This window comes from Chitinophaga filiformis, assembly GCF_900102545.1.
GTDB lineage: Bacteria > Bacteroidota > Bacteroidia > Chitinophagales > Chitinophagaceae > Chitinophaga > Chitinophaga filiformis.
This window is the reverse complement of record NZ_FNBN01000006.1, coordinates 382,293-399,007: the sequence shown is the minus strand read 5'-3', so window position 1 is coordinate 399,007 and position 16,715 is coordinate 382,293. Positions and strand designations below refer to the sequence as shown.

The following is a 16,715-nucleotide window of genomic DNA, read 5'->3' as shown; positions in this document are numbered from 1 at the left end:
CAATGGAACTACATATAGCTAAGAACACTCAGGAACTCAGCGAAAACCTGGCCGCATGGATCAGCAATTACATTCAGGAAGTGCTGCAGGACCAGCCGATCTTCACATTTGTCCTCTCCGGAGGAAGCACACCTAAACAGCTGTATACGCTGCTCACTAAAGAGCCGTATAAACTGATCATCCCATGGGAGAAGATCCACTTCTTCTGGGGAGATGAAAGGGCGGTGCCTTTTGAAGATGAACGCAACAACGCCCGCATGGCCTACGAAACCCTGCTCAATGTTGTAGGTGTGCCTTCAGAAAATATTCATGTAATGCGCACGGATATTGAACCTGAAGCGGCAGCGACAGAATATGAAAAGATCCTGCGGAAATATTTCCAGGAAGGCGAAACTACCTTTGACCTCGTACTTTTAGGTATGGGAGATGATGGGCATACCTTGTCCCTCTTCCCTGGTACAGAAGTCGTACACGAGAAAAAAGCCTGGGTAAAAGCGTTCTTCCTGAAAGCACAGGATATGTTCCGTATCACATTGACCGCACCGGTTGTAAATGATGCCGCCTGCGTAGTATTCATGGCTACCGGTACCGGCAAAGCCCTGACATTGAAGAGTGTGATAGAAGGCGACTTTAATGCCGAAAAATTCCCTTCTCAGCTGATCCGTCCACAGGATGGGGAGCTGCACTGGTTTGTGGATGAAGCGGCGGCAGGCGCGCTGGAAATGTAAGTATTCGTAATAGCAAAATATTGCAGAAGGGGTTGTATCATTTGATATAACCTCTTTTTTTATGCTAACAGCTTCGGTTTCATCAAAAGTAATTTGATATAACCCTTTCTATGCACGCTAAGTAGCTTCGGTTTCATCATTTGATATAACCTCTTTCTATTTACGCTAAGTAGCTTCGGTTTCAGTATGGGATGTCGGTCGGCGCCTCTCCTGTCTGGAATGCTATTGAGCGTTGTCAAGCGAATAGAGGTATGAATAAGAATTGGGCTGCATCGGTCGTGTTGCCGGAGAGCCGAAGGCCCGACATTCCCATCTGAAACCGCCTGCTACTTGCGCTCCTATTAATGGATAGGCGACTAGCTTATCAGATGAATATTCAGTTAGAAGTCCTGTGGATTGTCAAAGGTTATTGCAATCTGAAGTGATCTGAATATGGGAAGATATGGTTGGAAACTATGCTCGGAAGACTAATATTGTACCGGTCCCTGTGCAGATGCTATTAGGAATTCCTACCCTGTCATTTTATATTTAAGGGTATTATCAATTCATGGTCTCATCTATCAACTACAACTACAGTTATGAAAAAACTCTTCCTTTATGCAGCCGCTTTTTTTATAGGATGTGCGCCACTTGCGGCACAGCAATATACGGCCGACTGGGCCTCACTGAATAAGCGTGGTATTCCCGCCTGGTTCAATGAAGCTAAGTTTGGCATCTTTATACACTGGGGTGTGTATGCGGTTCCCTCCTTTGCAGTGGTGGGACCAGGCGGTTATTCCGAATGGTACTGGTATCAATTGGATGGTGCAAAGGATGAGACGCATCAGAAAGTGCGGGCATTTCATGATAAGAACTATGGTAAGGATTTCTCTTATCAGCAGTTTGAATCACAGTTTAACGCCTCTTTATTTGATCCTGCTCAATGGGCAGATGTGTTTCGCCGTTCGGGAGCTAAGTATGTAGTACTGACCTCCAAACATCATGAAGGATATTGCCTTTGGGATAACAAACAGGCCGATTCTGTATGGGGGCGCCCATGGAACGCAGTAACAGGTACTCCTAAAAGAGACCTGTTGGGAGATCTTACCAATGAAGTCAGAAAGGCTGGTCTGAAAATGGGTTACTATTATTCTCTCTATGAATGGTTCAATCCATTATGGAAGAAAGATAAAGCCAGCTACGTACAGCATGTAATGACACCACAGTTCAAAGACCTTGTAACACGTTATAAACCTTCTGTAATCTTTTCTGACGGAGAATGGGAACAATCAGATACCGCCTGGCACAGTCCGGAATTACTGGCCTGGTTATTCAATGAATCTCCCGTAAAAGATGAAGTAGTAGTAGATGACCGCTGGGGTAGTAATACAAGAGGACATAACAACGGCGCTACTTACCTCACCTCTGAATACGGCAGTGGTATGCAGCCCGGTGTAATATGGGAGGAAAGCCAGGGCATCGGTAATTCCTACGGCTATAACCGTATGGAAACCGTAAATGATTACAAGAAAAGCAATGACCTGACCGTATTGCTGATAGATATCGTTTCCCGTGGTGGTAACCTGCTACTCGATATAGGGCCCACTGCAGATGGCCGCATACCAGTGATCATGCAGCAAAGGTTAGTAGATATCGGTGCCTGGCTGGAAGTGAATGGCGAAGCAATCTACAATACAAAACCATGGAAAGAGACGCGTCAGTGGAGCGCAGGAAAACGTCCGCAGGTGAAAGAGGCTAGTTTCATGTCTGATTACAATGTGGCAAAGATGGTAAAACCATCCAAAGAACACGCACATATTGAGATGTTCTTTACAAAGAAGGATGACGCCTTGTATTGTATCGCGACCGGTTATGAACCACAATTAAAGATAAAGGACTTCACACCGGCGAAAAACGCCAAAGCAGTAATTCTGGGTTGTAATAAATCCATTACCTGGCAGCAACAAGGCAAGGATTGTGTAATCAATCTGTCTGGTTTACGGCCCGGAGATATTACCAGCAACCTGTTTGTAGTGAAGATACAGTAGTTAACAAATATCAATTAACAAAACGCAAAGGAGGTTGTATCAGCAGCAAAAGTAATTTGATGCAACCTCCTTACTCTGATAAGCTAGCCGCCTAACCATTTAAGAGCGACGCGGAAGTAGCAGGCGGTTTCAGGTGGGAAGGGCGGGCCTTCGGCTCTCCGGCAACACGACCGATACTGCCCCATGTATATTCAACCCCCTATTCGCTTGACAACGCTCAATAGCATTCCAAAGAAGGAGAGGCGCCGACCGCCATCCCATACTGAAACCGAAGCTACTTAGCGTGAATGAAAAGTGGCTATAGCTTCAACACTGGGAAATCACGATAGCGACACCCGGGGAGGTTTATGACGAACATCAACCGCCGCAATAACATCAATCCGTCAACTTCACAAACCGCTTCGTGAATATTTTCCTTTCTCCTTCATAGATTACACAGATATAAACACCCGCGGCCATTCCCTTCAGCGAATAAGTCTCCCGCATCTGCGTCAGCTGCCGTGTGAACACCGTACGGCCATTCATATCTACGAAACGTATCTGCAAATCACCAAGACGACTACTGAGCAGCGTGAGTTGCTGTGAAGCCGGCACCGGGAATAAATGAAACTCCTGGTTGATCAATATCTGCACCGACTGCACATCAGAATAAATGAAACGGCCATCAGTTAATTCCAACTTCACACGATAATAAAAGATACCAGAATGGCTTGGATGATCTTTATAAATATATTGATCGCTGGAGCTGATATCCTGGCTGGATAGCACCACAAAGTCGTTTACCTGTAAGCGTTCCCAATAGATCTTTTTCACCCTGTATTGCGTGCTTAGCACTACGGTAACATCAACACTATTATCTGCCAGCACGTCTGCCAGTATCTGTCTGAAAAAGCAAAGCACACCCTGCTGTTCATAGTTATAAGTGGCGCTCTGTAATCCGCTCCATCCATCTTTATGTCGTGGTGTGACCGAGATATAAGGAGATGACAATTGTGCCTTAGAAATAAGTAGCACTGTATCCGTTGTAGTACTGATAAGAGACAACAACTTCCCTTGCATGGTATATACTTCATAACCGGAAGCATTGTCTATAGGACGCCAGTTTATCTGCAATGTATCCGGACAATTATACCCTACATTAATGTTTATCGGAGTAGATATATTGAAATAATCACTCGTCCAGGTTGTATCCGTAGTACTCATCCGCAGTAAGCCTTTACTAAAAATGGCGGGAATATTCCAGCGACTATTCGCACCTGCCAGTGGAATATCAACTGCTATCGGTGTCCAGCTACGTCCACTGTCTGCACTGAAGGAAAGCGTACCGTTGCCGGTATGAGGTGTACGCCAGCGTATCGCAATATTATCTCCGGCAGTAAGTTGTTCGCCGGCAGCCGGATATTGCCATTCAAAGGAAGACAGGGGAATAGCCTGCCAGGCAATATGAAAGCGTTGCGTAGTACCTGCCGATAGTTGCCGGGCAGACACCTGGATGTTCACCGTTCGTGTTGCCGGCAACTCAATAGATACCTGTTCCACATTATTGATACTATCCCTGCCATGGCGGGCGGGTGCAGAGAGGGAATCCGCAGAAGGGTAGGTGCTCAGTAACCAGGGCAGGTAACTCTTGCCTGTATTGTCTGTAACAGACAGGTCCAGGTCGTTAAGCAGGGATTTACTAATATTCTCTGTCGCAGCAGGATCATTCCAGCAAAGCGTGATCTTCAGCCTGGCGGTATTGGGTGGTACATTGACAGGAATACTTACACTATTCCCCGTGGTTACCACACCACTGGAAAGCCGTTTGTCATTAATCGTACGCACCGCTGCAACAGCATTCAGTAAGCCATATCCGCTGCTATAATCCGGCCCGGGCGTATTAATATCATCTGCACTGTTGACCATGATAGCCTTCACCATCGCGGATGAAGGCGTACTGCTAAACTCCTGCTGAAAAGCCTCCTGTACAATTGTGGCAATACCGGTCGTAGTCGCCGCAGCATCAGAAGTGCCGGCTTGTCCGTAAGCCACCAGCTGTGGAGAGATGCGGCCATCAAAGGCAGGACCTTTTGAACTGAGCACGGGAACATTATAACCGGTATCAATCCCACCTATCACCAGTACATTCTTTGCCTGTTTAAAAGTACCACTGAGATTGGCATAACCTGGTAATCCCTTATAGATACCATCAGCAGGAGCGCTATTGCCGATGTTGCCCGAAGAAAAAATATGCAATAGTGTATCCAGTGTATATACCTGTTGATCATATGCTACTGCTTCTGCGCCATAATAATTCTCAAGGGTGGTACCATAAGAATGATTCTGTACGATAATATTGGCGTTCTTAAAATAATTGTTCTCATCCGGCAATAGCCGCTGATAATTAGAAGAGCTTAACCTGGCCTTTACAGCAACACCTTTACCACTGGGGCCTGTATTCCCAAGACCGGCAATCAGCGTGGCCATCATGGTTGCATGCGGATTGATGGTAGTAGCTGCAAGCGGAGAAGGAACCGCTTTTCCTAAAAGGTCAATATCAGTAGTGTCAAACCATTCTTCCTTGATGCCCACAGTATGGTTGTTGCCTTGTAAGGCGGGATATTGCTGGTGTAGCACATTGATATAGTCAACAGAAGGCAGCGCATTGTTGATAGCCACCTCTGTGCGCGCAGTACGGAATCTGTCTACGAAGCGCACATTAGGTTGTGCGGTAAATAAGGCCCAGTCTTTCATCTTTACACTTGCTATCACAACAGGATAAGACGAAGCAGCAGACAGCGGACGGCAATATTGAAGGGTATTAACAGTATTATTAAACGATACCTGCACCAGCAGGCTATCCCGTAGTTGTAACGTACCGATATCCCTGACAAGGGCATCACTACACTTCCAGTTATAATTAGCAGGATAGATCTGCATTACGTGTTTCGCTTCAACAGAATCGAACAGTGCGCGCTGCAGAATATGATGCCGGGGACTGAGTGTTTTTGTCAGCCCATGTTTTTGTAACAAGGCGCTACCAGGAAATGCATCAAATTTTACGAGAAAGTATCCGGAAGGTGTGGCTGTGGTATCTGCATAACGAAGTACAATGCTATCGGTAGTAGTACGTTGCTGAGCGGATACAGCATAGGGAATGAACAAATTGATCAGCAGGAATAGAAATAATATCGGAACACGGGCATTCATGTATGGGTAACAATTTTGGTTGAGACATGAATGTAAATAAAAAAGTCAGGAATTAAGAATCAGGAATTAGTGGCGGATGAGTATAACGGGATTAAATTCCTGATTCTTAATCGTCAGTTCCTTACCATGCGTCTATGCTCACCGTCTCCATTTCCTGTCCGGTCAGCAATGAGCCGGCAGGAGTGCTGGGGTATATTTCCTCGAATGTTTTTACCTGGTTCATGAACACGCGGCGGGATATGTGACTGCGGGTGATGTGGTGTGGTGTTGCCAGACCTGCTGCAGCCGCCAGTTCTATAGCGCTTTCTATCGTATCCTGGTGATAATTGGATACGCGGTGCTTCTTGTCGTCTACCACCAGACCCGCCATCAGCCATTTGTCCTGGGTAGCCACGCCTGTAGGACAGCGGTTTGTATTACATACCAGCGCCTGTATACAGCCAAGAGCCATCATCATGGCGCGGGCGCTGTTGCAGGCATCTGCCCCCAAAGCCAGTGCGCGAAGGATATGGAAACCGGTCAGGATCTTACCGGAAGCGATCACTTTCACTTTATTGCGGATATTATAGCCGGTCAGGGTATCATGCACAAATGCCAGTGCGTCCATCAGCGGCATACCTACAGAGTTGGAGAATTCAGGAGGAGCTGCGCCGGTACCACCTTCGCCGCCATCCACCGTAATGAAGTCAGGATAATGGCCTGTTTCCAGCATAGCTTTACAAATAGCGTGGAACTCCCTTTTTTGTCCGATACAGAGTTTAAAACCTACCGGTTTCCCTCCGCTCAGCTGCCGCATACGGGCAATGAACTGCACCATCTGCCGGGGTGTATTGAAAGCGGTATGATAAGGCGGAGACGCCACGGTAGTATGCGGTTGCACGTGACGGATAGCCGCAATTTCAGGCGTATTCTTGGAGGCAGGTAATATCCCTCCATGACCCGGTTTCGCGCCCTGGGAGATCTTTAGTTCGATCATTTTAATCTGAGGAGTGGCACATTTATCGGAGAATAGCTTCTCATCAAAATTGCCTTCTGCCGTACGGCAACCAAAATAACCGGTACCGATCTGCCAGATAATATCACCGCCCTGCGCCAGGTGATGTTCACTGATACCCCCTTCTCCGGTATTGTGAGCGAAATTGCCCAGTTTAGCGCCTCCGTTCAGTGCCTGCACCGCATTGGAGCTGAGAGATCCGTAACTCATAGCGGAAACGTTCAGGATGCTGGCGGAATAAGGTTGTGTACAATCATTGCCCCCAATCAGCACACGCGGATCTTTATTCATTTTGTCAAAAGCTTTGGGTTGGATGGAATGGGCCATCCATTCATAGCCTTCAGCGTATACATTGAACTGTGTACCAAATGGTTGGGAGTTCAATTCCCTTTTTGCACGCTGGTAAATGGTAGAGCGGTCTACACGGTTTACCGGGCTGCCGTCAATATCACTCTCCACGAAGTATTGGTAGATCTTCGGACGGATATCTTCCATAAAATAACGCAGACGACCCACGATAGGGTAGTTGCGCATGATGGCGTGTTTCTTTTGGGTTATATCGATCAACCCCATGACAATCAACGGCAATATCAGTACCAGTAACCACCAGGTCCAGGGGAAGAAATATCCCAGACAGGTAATAAAAGCCAGGCTGACTACCGTAAAAGCAATAAATCCTTTCATATGTAAGCTCCCTTTAATAAGGGGCTAAGTTAGGAAAAATCAGATCAGCTTATTGTTCTTTAACACTGCTGTAATCTTCATAATGAGCTGGGTTTTTGTGTCCTCAAAAGTGCGGATATCCTCATTCACGATCCAGCAGGCTACGGTCACTTTGATATTGGCGCCGTCAATATTGGTGAAATAAACCTCGGGCGGTTTGTTTTCCGCCAGGTGATCCACACCTCTCAGTGCTTCTGCGGCCAGCCGCTGGATCTCTAAGGCACTTTCATGTACAGCGGGTACATTAAAAGTAATTTCTGTTCTCCGTTCAGGCGTGAGGGAATGATTAATGATAGGCTTCTGAAAGATATCTTTATTGGGAATGATGACATGAAGTCCGTCGATGGTGCGGAGCAGGGTAGAACGAAGCTGTATGTCTTCCACATTTCCGCAAAAGCCATTTGTCTCTATCTGGTGCCCCACTTCAAATGGCCGGCGGAAAGTGATGAAGATACCTGAAATGAAATTAGCCGTCAGGTCCTGGAATGCAAAGCCGAGCGCCAGACCAATGATACCGGCGCCTGCCAGCAGGGAGGATACCGCCTTATCCAGTTTGAGTACTTCCAGCGCCACAAATAAACCGATCAGGGTGACGATGATAGAGAAAATGTTGGCGAAAAGGCCGCTTAATGCCGGGTTGTCCGACAGTTTTGACACGAACTTATACACCAGTATTTTAATAAGCCTGGCAAGCAGGAAAAAGGCAATCGCTACGATAATAGCCACCGCCATGTTGGGAAGCATTTTAATACCTGCAGTTGCCCACCGGTGCAGCTTATCCCATATCAGGTCTCCCCAGCTCGAAAAACTTTTATTCATAATAAGCAGGTTTTGATGAAACAGATACTTAGACTATCTAATAACTGTGCCATCTGCCTGGAACCGGTCAATTGCGGAAAAACCGGGACAGTTTCAGTTTGTTTTAAGAGGGTATAACCTTATCTTACGGGACAACTTTTTTCAGCTTATGCAATTTCGCCATCTGATATTAGCATGTGGCCTGCTCACGGGAGCAGTAGCCCCTTCGCATGCACAGGCGCCGTTTGACGCCTCCAGGATAAAGGTTTCATGGGAAGTAGTGGAAAACAACCACCAGGGGAAAGCTCAGTTCCTTTCTGCCTTTACCATCGTAAACAAAGGCAAGACTGCTTTTCCCGCAAAGGGCTGGCAGCTGTATTTTAATTTCGTGAGGTCAGTGAAGGAAGGCGCTACCACCGGTGGGGTAACAGCTGCACATGTAAACGGCGATCTATATAAGTTATCTCCTGCGGATGACAGTAAGGGCATTGCCCCTGGCGATTCCATCCGCGTTGAAATGGTAGGAGATGCCTGGGCCGTGAACTTTACAGATGCGCCTGATGGACTGTACCTGGTATGGGATAAGGAGCCTGCTAAAGGTTATCGCCTGCCCCCGCTGGAAATACGTCCTTCTACCCAGCCTAAACAATATCTGCGCTTCCCGGGCGACAAAACAGCACTGACCACTCCCGCGGATGTGTATGCTCAGAATAAGAACATTAAGGATATTCCCGCCGAACAGTTGCCGCTGGTATTCCCCACACCGCAGGAAGTTATACCCGGTACAGGCACTTATGTGCTACAGACCGGTATACAGATCAATGCAGCGCCTGCATTTGCAAAAGAGAGTGCTTACCTGGCGGATGAACTGGGAAAATTGCTGGGTACTAAACCAGCGGTTGGCAGTGGTAACGGTATTGCTTTGCAGGAAGATGCCAGCCTGGCGCCTGAAGCCTATTCGCTGCAGGTAACTCCGCAGGGTGTGACCATCAAAGCTGCCGATGCCGCGGGTATTTTTTACGGTATTCAGACCTTGAAAAGTATATTGCCTCCCGCTTCCTGGGCTGGCGTACAGAAAACTATACAAGTGCCAGCCATACAGGTAAAGGATGTACCGCGTTACGGCTACCGTGCATTTATGCTCGATGTGTCCCGCAACTTCCACAGTAAACAGGATGTATTACGACTGCTGGAATTAATGTCCCTGTATAAACTGAACGTATTTCATTTCCACCTCACAGATGATGAGGGCTGGAGACTGGAAATACCCGGTTTGCCTGAACTGACAGAAGTAGGCGGTCATCGCGGTCATACTGTAGACGAAAAGGATCACCTGCTGCCTTCTTATGGCTCAGGACCTGACATAACAGATACAGCAGGCAGCGGCTTTTATACAAAACAGGATTTTCTGGAAATACTGAAATATGCTGCAGACAGACATATCACTGTTATCCCTGAAATAGAAACGCCCGGTCACGCACGTGCTGCAGTAAAAGCGATGGAAGCCCGTTACGCGAAATTACAGGCAGCAGGAAAAAATGCTGAAGCAACACAATACCTGTTGTCAGACCTGGAGGACCAATCAGTATATCACTCTGTACAGAACTGGAATGATAATGTGATCAACGTGGCATTACCATCAGTCTATACCTTCCTCGATAAGGTAGTAGATGGTTTGCAGGCGTATTACAAAGAAGCTGGTGTACCGCTGGAATATGTACACATGGGCGGTGATGAAGTGCCTGCGGGTGTATGGACAAAATCGCCGGTAGTACAGGCTTTGATGCAGCAGGATAAGACGATCAAAAACACGGATGATCTCTGGTACTATTACTACGGTAAAGTATATTCACTGTTGAAAGCGCGTGGACTGAAGCAATACGGATGGGAAGAGATGGGCATGCGTAAGACTACTGTTGATGGCAGACCTCATTATATTCCTAACCCGGATTTCAGCAACAATGGTTTTATGGTGGATGTATGGAATAACGTAATGGGAGGCGGTGCAGAAGACCTGGCTTACAGGCTGGCTAATGCGAACTATAAAGTAGTATTATCAGGCGTAAGCAACCTGTATTTCGACATGGCTTATATGAAGTCTTTCGAAGAACCCGGATTTTATTGGGGCGGTTTTGTAGACATCGACAAACCATTCTATTTCATCCCGGAGAATTACTACAAGAATTCAAAAGTAGATGCATTGGGTAACCGTCTGAATCCGGATATCTTCAAAGGAAAAGATCCGCTGACGGCTTATGGTGCAGACAACATTGTTGGTGTACAGGGATTACTGTGGAGCGAAACAGTAAAGAATTCCGCGCGCATGGAATATATGATCCTGCCGAAGTTACTGGGACTCGCAGAACGTGCCTGGGCAAAGAATCCGGAGTGGGCAACAGAGAAAGACAGTGCCCGTAGTGAGCAGTTGTATAACAACGCCTGGAATACTTTTGTGAATGTAGTGGGTAAAAGAGAACTGGTAAGACTGGATCATTACAATGGTGGTTACAATTACCGCATACCTACACCGGGATTACAACTGAACAATGGTGCTGTTACTGCCAATATACAGTTGCCGGGTTTCACCTTACGTTACACAACAGATGGAAAGGAGCCTGATAACAAGAGTAAGATCTATACAGGGCCGGTCACTGAAAAAGGAACGATCCGCTTTAAAGCATTCGATACGCGGGGACGGGGCAGCAGGACTGCCACAGTCATTAATCCGCTCAGAGCGCAAACATTATCAAAAGGTGGTGACTTATAGTCATCACCTTTTTTACTTTAATAACAGCTTAAATTGGGGTTAATTTACCCGGTCCTACCTGGCAGCGCCTGTTGCTTCTCTCCCCTTACTGGTGGCCATTTTATCTTGATCTATGGCCTTAAAATCTCATTAAAGTACTTCCCCCGCTGGTTTTGCCTTTCAACTTCCCCGTAGCTTTGTGAAGAATGTCGTGAACATTTATCCATTAAACCATAACCTGTAATGGCGCTAAAGGACAAACTGAACCTCGGAACTATAATGCGGAAGTTGCATTGGAAGGAATTATTAGCCGTACTCTTCATATTACTTGCCATCTACTTTTTCCGGCAGCAACGACATGAGTTGTATGCACTCGGACCCGCTATTGAAAAGGCAAACCGCTTTTGGGTGATTGCCGGTATCCTGCTCACCGGAGGATATATCCTGCTGCAGGCGTTAATGTACCGATATAGCTTCCGTTCAGTAGGTGGGAAACTCGACCTGCATCTTGGTACTGAACTTTTTCTGAAAAGAAATCTGCTGAGTATTTTTCTACCTGCGGGAGGTGTCAGCTCACTGGCTTATCTGCCACAGAATCTTCGTCGCAGCCATATTAACAAACAACAGGTGCACCAGGCATCTGGTATTTATGGGTTCACCGGTATCTTTTCCGTGTTCCTGGTAGGTATTCCTGTCGTAGGGTATGCCATTCTGCATGATGAGTCGATGTTCCAGGCGGTGATTGGCCTGATCGCTATCTGTGGAGTGCTGGGATGCGTAGCATGGCTGGTGCGGTCTATGCAAACCAGGGGGGCTGCCTACAACCTGATGGCGAAGTATTTCCCGGGCGTAGTAAGCCATGTGGATGAGATCTTCGCTTTTAACCTGAACCGTACCTCTTTTATCCATACCGTCCTGGTGTCTGCCGGGATAGAGATCGTGGGTATTGCCCACCTGTATATCAGTATGATGGCGACAGGCGCTACTCCTTCCCTGGAGGCTGCCTGCGTAGGCTATATTGTTGCCACCATCTTCCTGATCGTATCCCCGTTTTTACGCGGTTTAGGGGCCATAGAATTGTCTCTTGCCTATCTGTTGACCAACTATGGCTTCACCTCATTACAAGCGCTGGAAATAACCTTATTATACCGTCTCTTTGAATTCTGGCTGCCACTGGTTGCCGGAGTAGTTGCTTTTCTGCTGAAAGGAAAACAACTAATGCTAAGATTGATCCCTCCGGTGCTTATTTTTTTGCTGGGGATGGTGAATATCTTTTCAGTGCTCACGCCTCCACTGAGGGGCCGTTTAAGGATGCTGAGGGCTTATATACCGGTGGAAAGCATCCATGCATCCAACCTGCTGGTCGTATTCCTTGGACTGATTCTGCTGGTAACGGCTACATTCCTCTTCCGTGGATTGCGCAATGCCTGGATTGTGGCATTGTCCGTATCGCTGTTGTCAGTGCTGGGACATATGAGTAAGGCGCTTGATTATGAAGAGGCCTCGCTGGCATTAGGTACGGCTATTATCCTGGTCATTACAGCCAGCCAGTACCGCCTGAAGAGTAACCGGCAACTGATGAATATCGGCGTGGTGACAGCGATTGCTACCTTGCTGGTAGTGCTCATTTTCGGGACGGTCGGCTTTTACTTTCTGCATGCCCGCCATTTCGGGATGGAGTTCACCTGGTTGCATTCATTAACGGCATCCTTTCATGGCTTCCTGCTACTTGAGGATGATGGTCTGCGTCCGCTTACCCGTTTCGGACGGGAGTTCCTGAGCGCCATCAGGGTATTGGGTGTGGGCGCCTGGACCTTCCTGTTCTATACCATCATCCGGCCTTACCTGCCTGCAGGCAAGCAAAGTAATGCTGCGATGGAAAAAGCGCAATATTATCTGAGTCAATATGGTAGTTCCGCAATGGATCACTTTAAGGTAGGAGATGATAAGTTGCTGTATGTGTCTGAGGAACATCAGGGCTTTATATCATATCGTATCGCGAATGGTTTTGCTGTTGTACTGGAAGAGCCTGTATGTGCAGACGATGTAAAACTTCCCCTGCTGCAGGAGTTTGAAAAGCAGTGCCTTAAAACGGGGCTAAAACCCGCGTTCTACCGGGTGGATGAGCAGAGCATGTATTACTTTGAACATCTGCGCAAGAAGAAACTGCTGATAGGGCAGGAGGGTATTGTGGATGTCGCCGCATTCACATTGAGCGGAAAAGACAGGAAGTCATTACGCAATGGCTTGAATAGTCTCGCCGCCAAGGGATATGTCACTACGATCCATACAGCGCCTTTGTCGCCGGTACTGGTACAGGAATTGAAAGAAGTGTCAGACGAGTGGCTGGAACAGTATGAAGTAAAAGAGATGACATTCTCACAGGGACTGTTTGATGCAGATGAAATCATGGAACAGGAGGTGATTACAGTAACAGATCCGGAAGGAAGAATAGCGGCGTTCCTGAATATCATCCCAGACTATGCACCGGGCGAGTGTACCTACGATCTGATCCGCAAACGGACAGACGCCCCCGGTGGTTGTATGGATGCGTTGATCATTGCCCTGATACAAAATGCAAAAGAGAAGGGCTTACAATATCTCAACCTGGGTCTCGTACCAATGTCAGGTATCAGCCAGCCGCAGAATACGGCTGAACAGGTAGTGAAATTTGCTTACGAAAAAATAAAAGCTTTCCGCCATTATCACGGCTTGCGTGAGTTCAAAGAGAAGTATGCAACAGAGTGGTCCAATAAATACCTGGTATATGAACATGACTTTGATCTTATCCAGTTACCGGGTGCTTTGAGTAAGGTAATGAGAGCGTAAACAGGAATAATATGAGACGAGGAAAATATGTGTTGCTATTGCTGGTAATAATGGCCGGCGCAATATCAGTGAGTGCACAACGCGATATCAGCAACCTGCCTGTAACGGTGAAGGTGCCTGCAGTTCCGGCGGCAGGGCATCCGGTGGTGTTTTATATCACCGGCGACGGGGGAATGAAAAAGTTTTCTGTAGATATTGTGAATACACTGGCGGGCCGTGGATATCCTGTTATCGGGCTGAATGCATTAAAATACTTCTGGAGTAAAAAGACGCCGGAACAGGCTGCTGCGGATGTGGCAGCGCTGATGCAATATTATGCGGCGCAATGGAACAATCACTCGTTTATTTTCGTAGGGTATTCAATGGGAGCAGATGTGCTGCCTTTCATCTATCATAAGCTTCCTGCGATGTTGCAGGACCAGGTGCATCACCTGGTATTTATGTCGCCTTCTGCCAGTACAGACATGGTGGTGCATATATCAGACATGCTGGGGAGAACAAGTACACCTGGCAGTATGAATGTGCCAGCGGCTATGAACAATATCACGGGCAAGCCCTTGCTGCTGATATTCGGGCAGGATGAAAAGGATTTCGACAGTAAAGCGCTTACTATCAGCAATTACAAGCAGGTGGTGTTGCCGGGTGGGCATCACTATAATGACGATGCTGTCAGCGTGGTACAACAGATACTCTCGTACATCGTACAACGCTAAGTTTCCCTTTTCACTTAACAACATGTTAACGACCCTCCATTTCATTGCTAAAACGATCTACTTTCCCTCTTTTATAAATCTTTCATATACATGAGCTTAGCTTAGGCGAGGTGGACAATTTTATTCCGTTAACATCTTATTAACTAATTTCTGCGGCGCGTATTGTAGTATTACAACGTAGTGATGCAGCGAAAGATAGTTAAAGGATATACCACTATTTGTCAGCCATGGATAAGCCCTCAGGTATCTACCTGAGAGTTTTAAAAGTTATCTGAAGGTTACAGCTATAATGGATAAATATTTTTTAAAGAAGACATTGCCCGGTTGTGGAGCTGTGCAGACGAAAACCGCGGTGGAAGAGACTTTTAATGGTTGGTTTTTGATGAATACTCCCCAGGTTTCAACCGGGGGAGTTTATTCTTGCTGTATGAAATACAACAACAAAAACCAGCAGGGCTGCAACAAAATAGCAGTACATTTCTTTAGCTTGCATAAGGGCCATCTTTTATGCGAATTTGAGTTGATCGTATACCCTCAAAATATATGTTTATGAAAATTGCACTTATCGCTACCGGAAACGGTGGACCCTGTTTGTATGATCCGGATCAATTAAAGTCTTATGAAGATGCCGTTGCGAAAAGAAACATATCATCATAGCATTCAGCAATCGATACAAAAAGACACATACATTATGGCTACTCACAACATTAGCCCGGAGAAAGCCGATGCGAACCAGGAAGCAAAAAGAAATTATCATTTAATCTGTTCATTGTAAACCCCACTATGCCAGCATGCCTAAACGTTATTTTGAAAGACTGCAGACCATTGATTATCTGATCAGGATCAAAGGAACCGGGAAGCCCGCTCATCTTGCAAAAAGATTGCGCATTTCCGAAAGGACATTATTTGAATTCCTTAAAATGATGAAAGAGCTGGGAGCTCCCATAGCATATGATCGCTATAAGGAAAGCTACTACTATTCGGAAAAGGGCGGATTCAACATTCGTTTTGTGAAAAACCTAACGCTTGCCTTGATAGCCCTTCAGGGAATGTTTACGAACATTTCGTTCCTGTTGCCGTAACTCGTTTTCCTCCTGCTCTTATTGGATTTGCAGGGGATTTTCCTTGCCTGAACGGAATTGCTGCGGAGTCTGACACTCCGCAGTTAACTCCGTATTAACTATTCCATTAACAGGCAGTTAACCACCCATTGCTGATTCCTTTATATCTTTCCTATATACATCCAAACAAACAAATTTTCAAAATACTTTTCTCATAAGACGGTTTAGATTTCATAAGCTTCTGTACGCAGGTTTCTATTCAGTTACCTGCTAGATTTTTACTCTATATGCTATTAAAAACTTTATATCAGCCATAACCACCACTCAGGATAAAATGAATCACCATTCCGTATTTCACGTACACTCAAAAGGCCAGCGTATCAGGATCCCTCTGCAGGAACTTCAGTTTGTTGAGATCCGGGCAGATGGCTGCGTACTCCACCTTACTCATTCACATATCATTACCGAAGATTCTCCTGAAAAGATCTGGGCACGCCTGCCGGAAGATTCCTTCCTGGCAGTAAGGCGTAAGTTCATGATCAACCTGCACCATATTGCAGGTATCTGTGATGACTATATCCACATGCGAACCGGGCTTATCCCACAGCGGGAAAGACAGACAGGTACGATCAGCGCGCATTGGCTGTAACGGTCCGCAGCACACGCCGGATAATAACTCCAGGTTAAATCAAACAAAACGCAACGGCCCCCCGTGGTGGGCCTCCTATTTGTAGCCCTCTTCAAATGGCATATTAATATCAAATTAGCACCCTAATAGGATGCCGACTCCAGGCCGATGGTAAACCTACAGTAGGCCGACAGATAGCTGCCGGAACGCGGATTATCAAAACCATTCGGTGCAGAAATGTGATGCGAGGTCGGGAACAGCGCTGCCAATGCGGCGGCT

General features: G+C 46.6%; 10 protein-coding genes. 7 read left to right on the top strand and 3 right to left on the bottom strand.

From position 1 onward, the window contains the following. Nucleotides 1-2: 2 nt before the first annotated feature. Both pgl and BLR32_RS23980 read left to right on the top strand, forming a co-directional pair. Nucleotides 3-728: a 6-phosphogluconolactonase gene (gene pgl / locus BLR32_RS23985; protein ID WP_089835385.1), complete on the top strand. Its 726-nt coding sequence runs from the start codon at nucleotides 3-5 to the stop codon at nucleotides 726-728. A 578-nt stretch (nucleotides 729-1,306) separates the two neighbouring features. Beyond that, nucleotides 1,307-2,755: an alpha-L-fucosidase gene (locus BLR32_RS23980; protein WP_089835384.1), complete on the top strand. Its 1,449-nt coding sequence runs from the start codon at nucleotides 1,307-1,309 to the stop codon at nucleotides 2,753-2,755. 375 nt (nucleotides 2,756-3,130) lie between these two features. Here the strand turns inward: BLR32_RS23980 and BLR32_RS23975 are convergent, their stop codons facing one another. From BLR32_RS23975 to BLR32_RS23965, 3 genes are all read right to left on the bottom strand, one after another. After that, nucleotides 3,131-5,944, bottom strand: coding sequence for a S8 family peptidase (locus tag BLR32_RS23975; protein ID WP_089835383.1), 2,814 nt, complete (start codon nucleotides 5,942-5,944; stop codon nucleotides 3,131-3,133). Between the two features lie 121 nt (nucleotides 5,945-6,065). Then, complete coding sequence (locus BLR32_RS23970; RefSeq protein ID WP_089835382.1) at nucleotides 6,066-7,622, bottom strand: FMN-binding glutamate synthase family protein; 1,557 nt, start codon at nucleotides 7,620-7,622, stop codon at nucleotides 6,066-6,068. A 39-nt stretch (nucleotides 7,623-7,661) separates the two neighbouring features. After that, nucleotides 7,662-8,480, bottom strand: coding sequence for a mechanosensitive ion channel family protein (locus BLR32_RS23965; protein WP_089835381.1), 819 nt, complete (start codon nucleotides 8,478-8,480; stop codon nucleotides 7,662-7,664). Between the two features lie 148 nt (nucleotides 8,481-8,628). Here BLR32_RS23965 and BLR32_RS23960 point away from each other — a divergent pair, with 148 nt between their 5' ends. The 5 genes from BLR32_RS23960 (at nucleotide 8,629) to BLR32_RS23935 (ending at nucleotide 16,457) form a co-directional block, all read left to right on the top strand. Next, the gene (locus BLR32_RS23960) at nucleotides 8,629-11,226 is read left to right on the top strand and encodes a family 20 glycosylhydrolase (protein WP_089835380.1); all 2,598 of its coding nucleotides are present in this window, start codon (nucleotides 8,629-8,631) and stop codon (nucleotides 11,224-11,226) included. Nucleotides 11,227-11,448: 222 nt separating this feature from the next. After that, nucleotides 11,449-14,034, top strand: a complete 2,586-nt coding sequence (locus tag BLR32_RS23955) for a phosphatidylglycerol lysyltransferase domain-containing protein (RefSeq protein ID WP_089835379.1) — start codon at nucleotides 11,449-11,451, stop codon at nucleotides 14,032-14,034. An 11-nt stretch (nucleotides 14,035-14,045) separates the two neighbouring features. Next, nucleotides 14,046-14,747 carry an alpha/beta fold hydrolase gene (locus tag BLR32_RS23950; RefSeq protein WP_089835378.1) on the top strand — a complete coding sequence of 234 codons (702 nt, stop codon included), beginning with the start codon at nucleotides 14,046-14,048 and terminating at the stop codon, nucleotides 14,745-14,747. Between the two features lie 791 nt (nucleotides 14,748-15,538). Next, complete coding sequence (locus BLR32_RS23940; protein WP_089835376.1) at nucleotides 15,539-15,829, top strand: hypothetical protein; 291 nt, start codon at nucleotides 15,539-15,541, stop codon at nucleotides 15,827-15,829. A 313-nt stretch (nucleotides 15,830-16,142) separates the two neighbouring features. Then, a complete protein-coding gene (locus tag BLR32_RS23935) occupies nucleotides 16,143-16,457 on the top strand; it encodes a LytTR family transcriptional regulator DNA-binding domain-containing protein (protein WP_089835375.1) in 315 nt (104 codons plus the stop codon). The last annotated feature ends 258 nt before the right edge of the window (nucleotides 16,458-16,715 follow it).

Bases quoted from the DNA above. Each gene is read 5' to 3' on its own strand.
- BLR32_RS23970 (WP_089835382.1), bottom strand. From the start codon at position 7,622: ATGAAAGGATTTATTGCTTTTACGGTAGTCAGCCTGGCTTTTATTACC.
- BLR32_RS23955 (WP_089835379.1), top strand. From the start codon at position 11,449: ATGGCGCTAAAGGACAAACTGAACCTCGGAACTATAATGCGGAAGTTG.
- BLR32_RS23980 (WP_089835384.1), top strand. From the start codon at position 1,307: ATGAAAAAACTCTTCCTTTATGCAGCCGCTTTTTTTATAGGATGTGCG.
- BLR32_RS23960 (WP_089835380.1), top strand. From the start codon at position 8,629: ATGCAATTTCGCCATCTGATATTAGCATGTGGCCTGCTCACGGGAGCA.
- BLR32_RS23965 (WP_089835381.1), bottom strand. From the start codon at position 8,480: ATGAATAAAAGTTTTTCGAGCTGGGGAGACCTGATATGGGATAAGCTG.
- BLR32_RS23940 (WP_089835376.1), top strand. From the start codon at position 15,539: ATGCCTAAACGTTATTTTGAAAGACTGCAGACCATTGATTATCTGATC.
- BLR32_RS23950 (WP_089835378.1), top strand. From the start codon at position 14,046: ATGAGACGAGGAAAATATGTGTTGCTATTGCTGGTAATAATGGCCGGC.
- pgl (WP_089835385.1), top strand. From the start codon at position 3: ATGGAACTACATATAGCTAAGAACACTCAGGAACTCAGCGAAAACCTG.
- BLR32_RS23935 (WP_089835375.1), top strand. From the start codon at position 16,143: ATGAATCACCATTCCGTATTTCACGTACACTCAAAAGGCCAGCGTATC.
- BLR32_RS23975 (WP_089835383.1), bottom strand. From the start codon at position 5,944: ATGAATGCCCGTGTTCCGATATTATTTCTATTCCTGCTGATCAATTTG.